Origin of the sequence: Nocardia sp. NPDC127579, from assembly GCF_042672005.1 — a bacterium.
Classification (GTDB): domain Bacteria; phylum Actinomycetota; class Actinomycetes; order Mycobacteriales; family Mycobacteriaceae; genus Nocardia.
On record NZ_JBHXVZ010000017.1, the window covers coordinates 1 to 14,404 of the forward strand.

Below are 14,404 nucleotides of genomic sequence, written 5' to 3' on the forward strand. Positions count from 1 at the left end.
AACAATATTCCGATCGCGATCCGGCTGTCCGGTGAGCTGGATGTGGCGGCGTTGCAGATCGCCGTCATCGACGTGATCGATCGACACGAGTCGCTGCGCACTCGCTACCCCGAGTTCGACGAGCAGCCGTATCAGGAGGTCGTGCCCTTCGGGCGGGACATCCTCGATCTGACGCCGATCGCCAGCACCGAAAGCGAACTGCCGCAACAGCTCACGGAGCTGGTGCTGTCGCGCTTCGATGTCACCACCGAGGTGCCGCTGCGGGTCCGGCTGTTCGAGATCAGCCCCACCGAGCACGTGCTGGCGCTGGTGGCGCACCACATCTCGACCGATGGTTTCTCGATGGGGCCGCTGACCCGGGACGTGATGCTCGCCTACACCGCTCGCATCGGCGGCGGCGAACCCGGCTGGCCGCCGCTGACGGTGCAGTACGCCGATTACGCGCTGTGGCAGCGCGAGGTCCTCGGCTCCGAGGACGACCCGAACTCGCTGATCGCCAAGCAGATCGGCTACTGGGCCGGTCACCTGGCGGAGTTGCCCGATGAGCTGGCGTTGCCCTCGGATCGGCCGCGGCCCGCCCTCGCCTCGTATCGCGGCGGCAACTATCCGTTCGTGGTCTCGGCGGAGACTCAGCGTGGGCTGGTCGAGCTGGGTCGTAAGCACAATGCGTCGTTGTTCATGGTGATGCATAGTGCGTTGGCGGTGTTGCTGGCGCGGATGTCGGGTACGGATGACATCGCGATCGGTACGCCGGTGGCGGGGCGTGGTGAGGCTGCGCTCGACGATTTGGTCGGTATGTTCGTCAACACGCTGGTGTTGCGTACGCGTGTTTCCGGTGAGTCGAGTATCGCTGATCTGCTGTCGGAGGTTCGGGATACGGATCTGCATGCGTTCGCGCATGCGGATGTGCCGTTCGAGCGTCTGGTGGAGGTGTTGAATCCGTCGCGTTCGCAGGCTCGGCATCCGTTGTTCCAGGTGATGCTGTCCTTCCAGAACCTGCGGCAGGCCGAACTGGAACTGCCCGGGTTGACGGTGCAGGCGGTCGAGCACGAATCCGGGCTGGCCAAGTTCGATCTACAGCTGCTGGTGCAGGAAACCTCCGACGCGGCAGGCGAACCCGCCGGAATGTCGGCCGCGTTCGCGTACTCGACGGATCTTTTCGACGAGTCCACCATCGCCGATTTCGCCCTGCGTCTGGATCGTGTACTGACCGCGCTGGTCGCGGATGCCGAGAGCACGGTCGGCGATATCGATCTGCTCGGTGCGCAGGAGCGTTCGTTGGTGCTGGATCGGTGGAATGCCACCGAGTACACGATCGATCCGGCGACGTTGGTGTCGTTGTTCGAGGCGCAGGTGGAGCGGACGCCGGATGCGGTGGCGTTGACGTTCGAGGGGACGAGTCTGTCCTATGGCGAGTTCGCGGGTCGGGTGTGGCGGTTGGCGCGGTGGTTGGTCGCGTCGGGTGTGGGTCCGGAATCGCTTGTGGCGCTTGGTATGCGGCGTTCGGTGGATCTGGTCGTCGGTATGTATGCGGTGGTTGCAGCTGGTGGTGGGTATGTGCCGATCGATCCGGATCATCCGGTTGATCGGATCGCTCATATTCTGGAGACCGCGCTGCCGGTGTGTGTGCTGACGGTTTCGGGTGATGGGCTGGAGTTGCCGGAGTCGGTGCGTCGGGTGGAGATCGACACTCTGGATGTGTCGGGTTTCTCGGATGTGCCGTTGACGGATGTGGATCGGCTGGCTCCGTTGCGGCCGGAGAATACGGCGTATGTGATTTTCACGTCGGGTTCGACGGGTCGTCCGAAGGGTGTCGCGGTATCGCACGCGGCGATCGTCAACCGGTTGGTGTGGATGCACGCCCAGTACGGACTGACGGCCGGTGACGTGGTGTTGCAGAAGACCCCGGCGACCTTCGACGTCTCGGTGTGGGAGTTCTTCTGGCCCTTGCAGGTCGGCGCGCGGCTGGTGGTGGCCAAGCCCGACGGTCACCGCGACCCGGCCTACCTGACCCAGCTGATCGTCGCCGAGGGCATTACGACGGTGCATTTCGTGCCGTCCATGCTGGCGGTGTTCGTGGCCGATGCCGGAGCCGGCGAATGCGTCGGCCTGCGGCATGTCTTCGCCTCCGGTGAGGCGCTGCCGGCGCAGACCGCCCAGCAGCTGCGCGAGCTGACTGGCGCCGCGCTGCACAACCTGTACGGCCCCACCGAGGCGGCCGTCGACGTGACCTTCCACGAGGTCGTCGACACCGACACCGTCTCCGTGCCGATCGGCCTGCCGGTGTTCAACACCCAGGTCTACGTGCTGGACGCACGCCTGCACCCGGTCGCGCCGGGTGTGCCGGGTGAGCTGTATCTGGCCGGCGCCCAGCTGGCGCGCGGCTATGTGGGACGCGCGGATCTGTCCGCGGATCGGTTCGTGGCCAACCCGTTCGCGACCGGCGAGCGGATGTATCGCACCGGTGACCTGGTGCGCTGGATCGACGCGACCGGCGCGGCCGACGGTCCCGCCGGTGAGCTGGAATACCTGGGCCGCACCGACTTCCAGGTGAAGGTGCGTGGCCTGCGCATCGAGCTCGGCGAGATCGAGTCCGCGCTCACCGCGCTGGACGAGGTGGCCCAAGCCGTGGTCGTGGTCCGTGAGGACGAGCTGACCGGCGCACAGCTGGTCGCCTACCTGGTGCCCGCGGCCGCGGAGCTCGACATCGACGCGGTGCGCGTGAGGCTGACCGCGCAGCTGCCGGGCTACATGGTCCCGGCCGCGTTCGTGGCGCTGGCCGAGTTCCCCCTCAACGCCTCGGGCAAGCTCGATCGAAAGGCCTTGCCGCAGCCGGTATTCGAGGTGCGCGAGTTCCGTGCGCCGGTGACGCCGGTACAGGAGATCGTGGCCGGGATCTTCGCCGATCTGCTGGGCGCCGACCGGGTGGGCCTGGACGACGACTTCTTCGCCCTGGGCGGCAACTCGCTGATCGCGACGCGGGCGACCGCGCGGCTCGGCGCGGCACTGGACGCGGACGTACCGGTCCGCGCGCTGTTCGACGCCTCGTCGGTGGAGGCGCTGGCCGCGCGGCTGGAGTCGCACACCGGCCAGAGCGCCCGCTCGCGGCTGACGCCACGGACCCGCACGGTGGGCGAACTGGTGCCACTGTCGTTCGCGCAGCAGCGGATGTGGTTCCTCAACCAGTACGACAAGTCGTCCTCGGCCTACAACCTGCCGCTGGCGATCCAGCTCTCCGGCGAACTCGACACCGCCGCACTGGAATCTGCGCTGCTCGACGTGGTGCGCCGGCACGAGTCGCTGCGCACCCGCTACCCCGAGCACGGCGGCACCCCGGTGCAGGTCGTGGTCCCGGCCGAGCAGCTCGGCCTGCGGCTGCCCGAGCATCCGGTCGCGGCCGAGGACGTGGTGGCCGCGGTCACCGAGTTCGTCGGCGCCGGTTTCGATGTGGCCGAGCGGGTCCCGCTGCGGGCCCGGCTGTTCCGGGTGAGCGCGGACGAGCATGTCCTGGTCGTGGTGGTGCACCACATCGCCGCCGATGGTTTCTCGATGAGCCCGCTGGCGCGCGATGTGATGACCGCATACTTCGCCCGTACTCGCGCAGCAGCGCCGGACTGGGCGCCGCTGCCGGTGCAGTACGCCGATTTCGCGGTGTGGCAGCGCACCGTGCTCGGCTCCGAGGATGATCCGGAATCGCTGCTGGCCCAACAGGTTTCCTACTGGCAGGGCGCCCTGGCGGGCAGCCCCGAAGAGCTGACGCTGCCGACCGACCGGCCGCGGCCCGCGATCGCCTCCTATCGCGGCGCGACCGTGACCGCCACCTTGCCGGCCGACCTCGTCGCCGCGCTCGAAGGCGTCGCCCGAGCCCAGGGCGTATCGCTGTTCATGGTGACGCACGCGGCCCTGGCGGTGCTGCTCGGCCGCCTCGCCGGTACCGGCGACGTCAGCGTCGGCACGCCGGTCGCGGGACGTGGCGATGCCGCCCTGGACCACCTGGTCGGCATGTTCGTCAACACCCTGGTGCTGCGCACCGAGCTCGACTTCGGCGCACCGTTCACCACGCTGCTGGCCCAGGCGCGCCACACCGACCTCGAAGCCTTCGGCCACGCCGATGTGCCGTTCGAGCGCCTGGTGGAACTGCTGGCGCCGGAGCGCTCGCAGGCGCGCAACCCGCTGTTCCAGGTGCTGCTGGCGTTCCAGAACATGGACCGCACCACCCTGGAGCTGCCGGGGCTGGCCGTCTCGGAGCTCGACGTCGACATCACCACCGCGCGTTTCGATCTCCAGTTCACGCTGTCGGACAGCGCGGACGGTATGGCTGTGGTCCTGAACTATGCCACCGATCTGTTCGACGAATCCAGCGCCGCGACCATCGTGCGCCAGTGGACCCGGGTGCTGACGGCCGTCGCCGCCGACCCCGAGGTCGTGCTCGGCGATATCGCGCTGCTGGACGCCACCGAAACCGCGCGGGAACTGCACGGCCACAACGAGACCCGGCGTGAGCTGGGTCCGGGCGCCACCCTCGTGGAACTGTTCGCCGACCAGGTGCGGCGGACCCCGGACGCGATCGCCGTGGTCGATCCGGAGTCGGGGCAGACACTCACCTATGCCGAGTTCGCGGGGCATGTGCACCGCCTGGCGCACCGCCTGGTCGAGGCCGGTGTCGGAGCGGAAAGCCTTGTGGCGGTGGGGATTCCCCGCTCGCTGGACCTGCTGATCGTGATCTACGCGATCGTGGAGGCGGGCGGCGGTTACGTGCCGCTCGATCTGGAGCAGCCCGCCGAACGCATCGCCTACGTGCTGGACGCCGCGAACCCGGTGTGTGTGCTGGTCACCTCGGGTGCCGGCATCGACCTCGCGCAGGGCAGGCCCGCACTCGTGGTGGACGAGCTGGACCTGTCCGGGTACCCGGACACGCCGCTGACCGACGCCGATCGGCGCGCTCCGCTGCGGCCGGCCCACCCCGCCTACGCGATCTTCACCTCGGGATCGACCGGCCGCCCGAAGGGCGTGCTGGTGCCGCATTCGGCGGTGGTGAACCAGATCCGCTGGATCACCGGCGAATACGACATCGACGCCGATGACGTGGTGCTGTTCAAGACCCCGGTGACCTTCGACGTGTCGGTCTGGGAGCTGTTCGGCCCGCTGGCCGTCGGCGGCCGCGTGGTGGTCGCCGCGCCGGACGGCCACCGCGATCCGCAATACCTGGCCGCGGTGATCGCCGGGCAGCACGTCACGATGACCTCGTTCGTGCCATCGATGCTGGCGGTGTTCGCCGGTGCGGTCGAAGGCGCTGAGTTGTCGTCGCTGCGCGTGGTGCTGGTGGCCGGTGAGGCCTTCACCTCCGACACCGTCGCCGCGTTCCGCCGCGTGAGCTCGGCGCTGCTGTACAACCTGTACGGCCCGACCGAGTTCACCGTGCATGCCACGCACGCGCCGGCGGGTTCGGGGCCGGGCGCGGTTCCGATCGGCGCGCCGGTCTGGAACGCGCAGGCCTACGTGCTCGACGCGCGGTTCCATCCGGTGCCGACGGGTGTCGCGGGTGAGCTGTATCTAGCCGGTGATCAGGTCGCGCGCGGCTACCTGGGCCGCCCCGATCTGACCGCGGACCGCTTCGTGGCCGTGCCGTTCGGCCCCGCCGGAGCGCGCATGTACCGCACCGGTGACCTGGTGCGCCGCGGTCCGGACGGCGCGATCACCTACCTGGGTCGTACCGACTTCCAGGTGAAGCTGCGCGGTATGCGGATCGAGCTCGGTGAGATCGAATCCGCGCTCACCGCACACGAATCGGTGGCGCAGGCCGTCGTCGTGGTCAGCGCGCAGGCCTCCGCCGACCAGCTCGTCGGCTACGTCGTCCCCGCCGCTACGGCCGCGGGCGCGCCGACACCGGTGGATGTGGCGGCCCTGCGTACCTACCTGGCCGGTCGCTTGCAGTCGCACATGGTGCCCGCGGTGCTCATGGTGCTGCCCGAGTTGCCGTTGAACGCCAACGGCAAGCTCGATCGGCGCGCGCTGCCGGAGCCGGTGTTCACCGCCGAGACCTCCTTCCGGGCGCCGCGCAATCCGATCGAGCACTTGGTCGCCGAGCTGTTCGCCGAGGTCCTGGGGGTGGAGCGGGTCGGTGTCGACGACTCGTTCTTCGCCCTGGGCGGTGATTCGATCGTGTCGATCCAGCTGGTGTCGCGGGCGAAGGCACGCGGCGTGGTGTTCTCCGCACGCGACGTGTTCGAACAGCGCACCGTCGCCGGACTGGCCGTCGTCGCGGAAACCACCTCGGCCCGAACGGATGTGGCGCCGGTGCTGGCCGAGCTGCCCGGCGGCGGGGTGGGCGCCCGGCCGCTGACCCCGGTGGAGCACTTCATGGTGCGGCGTCCGGGCTCGTTCCGCCGCTTCCATCAGGCGGTGACGCTGGGGCTGCCGGTCGGCATCGACCGCGCGGGGATCGCCGCGACCGTCACGGCCGTGATCGATCGCCACGACATGCTGCGCGCCCGGTTGGACCGGCAGGGCCCGGACGGCCAGTGGCGCGTCGAGACCGCGGCGCCCGGCGCCGTCGAGGCCGACGCGCTGATCGACCGCACCGAATTCGACGCCACCGCCTCCGAGACCGAACTGGCCGATATCGCCGCGACGGCCCTGGATGCCACCCTGGATCGCTTGGATCCCGAAGCGGGCGTGGTGATCCGGTTCGTGTGGCTGGAGCCGGTCACCGCGACGGGGCCCGCCGAGCGCGCCGGATACCTGATCGTGGTCGCGCATCACCTGGTCGTCGACGGTGTGTCCTGGCGCATTCTGGTGCCGGACTTCGTCGCGGCCTGGGGACAGGTGACCAGTGGGCAGCGCCCGCAGCTGGAAGCCATCGGCACGAGCATGCGCACCTGGGCGCACGCCCTGGAGCAGGCGGCCGCCGAGCGCGGGGCCGAACTCGAGTTCTGGCGCGGTGTCGTCGACGGGCCCGACCCGTTGCTGTCCACGCGCGCGTTCGACCCGGCCGTCGATGTGACCGGTGTCGCCGACACGCTGCGGGTCGAGGTGTCCGCCGAGGTCACCCAGTCGCTGCTGACCACGGTTCCCGCGCTGTTCCACGGCGGCGTGAACGACGGTCTGCTGACGGCCCTGGCTCTGGCTGTCACGGCCTGGCGTGCCGAGCAGGGCATCAGCACGGACTCCGCCCTGATTCGCCTCGAGGGTCACGGCCGCGAAGAGACCGTCGTCCCCGGCGCCGACCTGTCCCGCACGGTGGGCTGGTTCACCGCCATCTTCCCGGTGCGCTTCGACCTGTCCGGCATCGATATCGATGCCGCGCTGGCCGGGGGACCGGACATGGGCCGCGCCATCAAGGCGGTCAAGGAACAGTTGCTGGCCGTGCCCGATCGGGGCCTGGGCTACGGCATGCTGCGCTACCTGAACGCGGACGGTGCCGAGGCTTTGCCGGAGCAGATGCCGGGCCAGATCAGCTTCAACTACCTGGGCCGGATCGCCGAGAACGCGGCGCCCGAGACACTGCGCGGGCTGGGCTGGCTGCCCGCGCCCGAACTCGGGGCGGTGGCCGGGGTCGCCGACGCCGATCTGCCGGTGATGGCCCCGCTGGACATCAACGCGGGCGTCACCGAGGACCGGCTGAGCACCCGGATCACCTATCCCACCACGCTGCTCGACACCGAGCAGGTGCGCGCATTCGCCGGACTGTGGGTGCGCGCGCTGGAATCGGTTGCGCGCCATGCAGATACCGTGGACGCGGGCGGCTACACCCCGTCCGACTTCCCGCTGGTGCGGACCACGCAGGCCGATATCGACGGCTGGGAGCGGAGTTTCCCGGCGCTCACCGATGTGTGGTCGCTGTCGCCGCTACAGGCGGGTCTGCTGTTCCACGCGCAGCTCGCGGCCAGTTCGGTCGACGTCTACACCTCGCAGGCCGTGCTGACCCTGACCGGCCGGGTGTCCCCGGACCGGCTGCGGGCCGCGGCCCAGGCGCTGGTGGACCGGTACGAGAGTCTGCGCACGGCCTTCGTCACCGATACGCACGGCAACCCCGTGCAGCTGGTCCTCGACGGTGCCGAGGTGGCGTGGACCGAACAGGACCGCCGCTCGACCGGTGACGCGAGCGACCTGATCGAGGCCGATCGCCTGCGGCGCTTCGATCTGGCCGCGCCGCCGCTGATCCGGTTCACGTTGATCCAGGTCGGCGAGCAGCAGTGGTCGCTGGCGGTGACCAACCACCACATCGTGCTCGACGGCTGGTCGATGCCGTTGCTCATGCGCGATCTGCTGGTGCTGTACGCCACCCGGGCCGATGCCCTTCGGGGTCGGCAGGCGGCGGAGCCGCCGGGGTGGGTAAGTCCTGTGCTGCCGCCGGCCCGGTCCTACCGGTACTTCCTGGACTGGGTGGCGCAGCAGGACAACTCCGCTTCCCTGGCGGCGTGGGGCCGTGCGCTGCACGGTGTTTCGGAGCCGACCTGGCTGGCCCCCACCCAGGCCGGGCGTGAGATCGCCACGCTGTCCGGTGAATACGCCTTCGAACTGGACGAGACCGCGACCGCCGGTCTCGTCGCGCTGGCCGCCGAACTGGGCGTCACCGTGAACACGGTGCTCCAGGCGGCCTGGGGTCTGGTGCTCGGTCGTTCGACCGGCAAGGACGACGTCCTGTTCGGCACCACCGTCTCCGGCCGTCCGGCCGAGCTGAACGGTGTGGAGAACATGGTCGGCCTGTTCATCAATACCGTGCCGGTACGGGTGGCCTTCGACCCGGCCGAGTCGGCGCGCACGCTGCTCACCCGCGTGCAGGGCGAGCAGGCCGACCTGCTGGATCACCATCACATCGGCTTGACCGACATCCAGGCCGCGGCCGGTCTCGGCGCTCTGTTCGACACGCTGATGGTGTTCGAGTCCTATCCGGTCGACGCCGACGGCATCCGGGCGCAGGCCGCCGACATCGACGGCATGGCGGTGGCCGGCCTGGATGTCGCCGACGCCACGCACTACCCGCTGACGCTGATCGCCCGGCTGGACACCCGGCTGCGTATTCGCGCCGGATACCTGATCGACCTGCTCGATGCCGACAGCGTCGCGCGGATCGCCGAGCGACTGACCCGCGTGCTGACCGGGCTCGTCGCCGCGCCCGACGCGCCGGTCGGTGACGTCGACCTGCTCGGCGTGACCGAGCGTTCGAATGTGCTCGAGCGCTGGGTCTCCTCCGGATCCGACGGCGGCTCCGGCCTGTTCGCCGAGCCGGGCACTCACCTGTCGGCCCTGGTCGACGCGGCGGTGGCGGCGCACGGCGACCGGATCGCGGCGCGCTTCGGTGACGACGGGCTGACCTACGCGGAGCTGGATCAGCGCGCGAATCAGTTGGCGCGCAAGCTGATCGCCAAGGGTGCGGGGCCGGGTCAGCTGGTTGCGGTGCTGCTGCCACGGTCGCTGGATCTGGTGGTGGCGCTGCTGGCAGTGGTGAAGTCGGGCGCGGGGTACGTGCCGATCGATCCGTCCTACCCCAGCGACCGGATTGCCTACGTGCTCTCCGACGCCGCCCCCGCGAGCGTGATCGTGGACGGCAGTGTCGACGCCGAACTGCTCGACGGCCGGACGGTCGTGTCGATGGCCGGATTCGGTGTGGAGACCGGCGATCTCGTCGACGCGGGCGAGGGCCCGATCACCGACAGCGATCGGATCGCGCCGCTGCGCGCTTCCGATACCGCCTACGTGATCTACACCTCCGGCTCGACCGGACGCCCGAAGGGCGTGGTGGTCTCGCACCGGAATGTGGTGCGGCTGTTCGCCAACACCGATCGCGAGTTCGGTTTCGGCCCGGGTGATGTGTGGACCATGTTCCACTCCAGCGCTTTCGACTTCTCGGTCTGGGAACTGTGGGGCGCGCTGCTCTACGGCGGCACCGTGGTCGTCGTGGACTACTTCGTCTCCCGTTCGCCCGAGCAGTTCCTCGAGCTGCTGCGCCGCGAACAGGTGACGGTCCTCAACCAGACCCCCTCGGCGTTCTACCAACTCGCCGAGGCCGACCGCAATGCCGGCACCGCGGCACCGTTGGCGTTGCGGTACGTGGTCTTCGGTGGTGAGGCACTGGATCTGGGCCGACTGGCCGACTGGATGACCCGCCACGGTGACGGCTCGCACGGTTCGGCCGGTCCGCGTCTGGTGAACATGTACGGCATCACCGAAACCACCGTGCATGTCACGCATCGGGTCCTCGATCTCGAAACCGTCACCACCGCAACAGGTTCGGTGATCGGCCGGGCCATCGCCGGTTTGTCGGTGTATGTCCTCGACACCCGCCTGCACCCGGTGCCGGTCGGTGTCGCGGGGGAAATGTATGTCGCGGGACCACAGGTGACCGATGGTTACCTCGGTCGCGCGGATCTGTCGGCGGCGCGGTTCGTGGCGAATCCGTTCGGTGCCGCGGGTTCCAGGCTGTACCGTTCCGGTGACTTGGCGCGCTGGAATGCCCGGGGTGAGTTGGAGCATCTGGGGCGTGCCGATGATCAGGTGAAGGTGCGTGGTTTCCGTATCGAGCTCGGTGAGATCGAGGCCGCGTTGCTGGCGTTGGACGAGGTCGCCCAGACAGCGGTGATCGTCCGTTCGGACAGCCGGGTCAGCGATCAGCTGGTCGGGTATGTGGTGCCCGCGGCCGGTCCGGTCGATACCGAACTAGTGCGGGAACAGCTCTCGCAGACCCTGCCCGCGTATATGGTGCCCTCGGTGCTGATGACGCTGGAGGCGTTGCCGTTGACGGTCAACGGCAAGCTCGATCGCAAGGCACTACCCGCACCCGTGCTCGAGGCTGCGGCCTTCCGCGCGCCGGTGACCGCCGCGGAGGAGATCGTGGCCGGTGTCTTCGCCGAGGTGCTCGGTGTCGAGCGGGTCGGCTTGGACGACGACTTCTTCGCCCTGGGCGGCAATTCGCTGATCGCCACCCGGGTGGCTGCCCGCCTGTCGGCGGCGCTGGACGCCCACATCGGAGTCCGGGAGATCTTCGAGGCCGCCACGGTGGCCGCGCTGGCCGCACGCGCCGGGTCCGGTATCGGAACCGGTGCGCGGCAGGCGCTGGTGCCGCAGCAGCGACCGGCGCGGGTGCCGTTGTCGCTGGCGCAGCAGCGCATGTGGTTCCTCAACCGATTCGATCCGGAATCGGCGGTGGACAATATTCCGCTGGCCGTGCGGCTTTCGGGTCTGCTGGACCGGCACGCGCTGCAGATCGCGGTGGCCGACGTGCTGGCCCGCCACGAATCGCTGCGCACCCGCTACCCCGAGGTGGACGGCACGGCGCAGCAGCAGATCGTGCCGACCGCCGAGGTCATCCCCGATCTGTCCGCCGTGGAGGTCGCCGAGTCCGAACTGGCACAGCGGCTTTCGGCCCTGGTGCTGCGCGGCTTCGACGTCACCGCCGAGGTGCCGTTGCGGGCGCAGCTGTTCGAGATCAGCCCCACCGAGCACGTGCTGCTGCTGGTCGCCCATCACATCAGCGCCGACGGTTTCTCGATGGGACCGCTGGCCCGGGACGTGATGACCGCCTACGCCGCACGCGTCGAGGGCGGCGAGCCCACCTGGACGCCGCTGCCGGTGCAGTACGCCGACTACGCGCTGTGGCAGCGTGTGGTGCTCGGCGCCGAGGACGATCCGGAATCGGTGATCTCCCAGCAGATCTCGTACTGGCGGGCGGCGCTGGCCGGGCTGCCGGATCAGCTGGATCTGCCCTCGGACCGGCCCCGTCCGGCGATCGCGTCCGGTCGCGGCGCGCGGCTGCGCTTCGAGATCGACCCCGGCACCCACGCGGGCCTGGCCGAGCTCGCCCAGGCGCAGAACGCGACCCTGTTCATGGTCGTGCACGCCGCGCTCGCGGTGTTGCTGGCGCGGTTGAGCGGGGAATCCGACATCGCGATCGGCACCCCGGTCGCCGGTCGTGGTGAACGCGCGCTCGACGATCTGGTCGGCATGTTCGTCAACACCCTGGTGCTGCGCACCGAGGTCGACGGCGCCGCCGGATTCAACGAATTGCTGCGGGCGACGCGCGGCACCGATATCGCCGCGTTCGGCCATGCCGACCTGCCGTTCGAGCGCCTGGTCGAGATCATCAACCCGGCCCGCTCGCAGGCGCGCAATCCGCTGTTCCAGGTGATGCTGGCCCTGCAGAACACCGGCCACACCGCGCTCGAACTGCCGGAGCTGTCGGTCAGCGCCGTCGATCTGCCGAGCGACACCGCGAAGTTCGATCTACAGCTGGTGCTGGCCGAAGCGCCGACCGGCGGGATCAACGCCGAATTCATCTACGCCACCGACCTTTTCGACGCCGAGACGATCGCCGACTTCGTCCGCCGGTTCACCCGGATCCTGCGGGCGATCACGGCGACCCCGGACCGGCCGGTCGGCGATCTGCCGCTGCTCGATGTCACCGAGCACGCCGTGCTGCGGGACTGGAACGACACCCGCTACCCGGTCACCGTGCCCGCGGGCGCGGCTGCCGGGACGCTGATCGCACTGTTCGAAGCGCAGGTCGCGGCGACGCCCGACGCAGTAGCCGTCAGCTTCGAGGGGACAAGTCTGTCCTACGCCGAGCTGGCCGGCCGGGTCCGGCAGCTGACCCGCTGGCTGATCGAACGCGGTGTCGGGGCGGAATCGCTTGTCGCGCTGGGTATGCGGCGTTCGATCGACCTGGTGGTCGGCATGTACGCGACGGTGGCGGCGGGCGGCGGCTACGTGCCGCTGGATCCGGATCACCCGGCCGAGCGCACCGCCTATGTGCTCGACACGGCCGACCCGGTGTGCGTGCTCACCAGCGGCGCCGATCTGCCGACCGACACCGCGCAGGTGCGGATCGATCTGCTCGACCTGTCCGGATACTCCGACGCGCCGGTCACCGACGCGGAACGCGCTGTGCCGGTACGGCCTTCGAATACCGCGTACGTGATCTTCACGTCGGGTTCGACGGGCCGGCCCAAGGGTGTGGCGGTTTCGCACGCGGCGATCGTGAATCGTCTGGTGTGGATGCAGGCCGAGTACGGCCTGACGGCCGCGGATGTGGTGTTGCAGAAGACGCCGTCGACCTTCGACGTGTCGGTGTGGGAGTTCTTCTGGCCCTTGCAGATCGGTGCGCGCCTGGTGGTCGCGCGCCCGGACGGTCATCGTGATCCGGCCTACCTGGCCGAGGTGATCGATGCCGAGCAGGTCACGATCGCGCACTTCGTGCCGTCGATGCTGTCGGTATTCGTGGCCGAGCTCGCCGCGGCCACCGACGGTGCTGATCGGCGCAGTGTTTCGCTGCGGCAGGTGTTCGCCTCCGGCGAGGCGCTGCCCGCGGCGACCGCACGGCAACTGCGGGAAATCACTGCATCGCGCAGCGATTCGATGGGGGGTGGTGGTCGGGCGACGGGCGGGCCCGGCGCTCGGTTGCACAACCTCTACGGCCCGACCGAAGCCGCCGTCGACGTCACCTTCCACGAGGTGACCGCCGCCGACACCGAGTCGGTCCCGATCGGCGCGCCGGTGTTCAACACCCAGCTCCACGTGCTGGACGCGCGGTTGCATCCGGTACCGGTCGGTGTGGCCGGTGAGCTCTACCTGGCCGGTGCGCAGCTGGCGCGCGGCTATGTGCGGCGACCGGATCTGAGCGCGGATCGGTTCGTGGCGAACCCGTTCGCCGAGGGCGAGCGGATGTATCGCACCGGCGATCTGGTGCGCTGGACCGGCGCCGGTGAACTGGAATACCTGGGCCGCACCGACTTCCAGGTGAAGCTGCGTGGCCTGCGGATCGAGCTCGGCGAGATCGAGGCCGCGCTCACCGCGCTGGATTCGATCGCGCAGTCGGTCGTGGTCGTGCGCTCCGACGAACGGTTCGGCGACCAGCTGGTCGGCTACCTGATCGCGGCCGCCGGTCACGTCATCGATATCGATGACGTGCGCGCGGATCTGGCGCAGTCGCTGCCGGCCTACATGGTTCCGACCGCGTTCGTGCTCCTGACCGCCTTCCCGCTCAACGCTTCCGGCAAGCTCGACCGCAAGGCCCTGCCCGCGCCGGTGCTGGCGGCCCGGGTGTACCGCAGGCCGGTCACCCCCGTCGAGCAGACCGTGGCCGACACATTCGCGGACGTGCTCGGTCTCCGCGCGGAGGGCACGGAAGTCGGCCTGGACGACGACTTCTTCGAGCTCGGCGGCAACTCGCTGATCGCCACCCAGGTCATCGCCCGCCTCGGCGCGGCGCTGGACACCCGGATCCCGGTGCGGGTGCTGTTCGAGGCCTCGACGGTGGGTGCGCTGGCCGCACGGCTGACGACCCACGTCGGGACCGGCGGTCGCCGTGCGCTGGTGGCCGGTCCGCGGCCGCAGGAGATCCCGCTGTCGCTGGCACAGCAGCGCATGTGGTTCCTCAACCGGTTCGACATGGCCAGCGCGGTGAACA

The 14,404-nt window shown here is 69.6% G+C and carries 1 protein-coding gene (cut by a window edge); it reads left to right on the forward strand.

Features of this window, described 5'->3' with window-relative positions; genetic code table 11:
* Window positions 1–14,404 carry part of the coding region annotated (locus ACFVMC_RS32755) for a non-ribosomal peptide synthase/polyketide synthase (RefSeq protein WP_379216795.1) on the forward strand (this coding region is incomplete at its 5' end). 16,316 nt of the annotated region lie beyond the right edge of the window, so 14,404 of the 30,720 annotated nt are shown.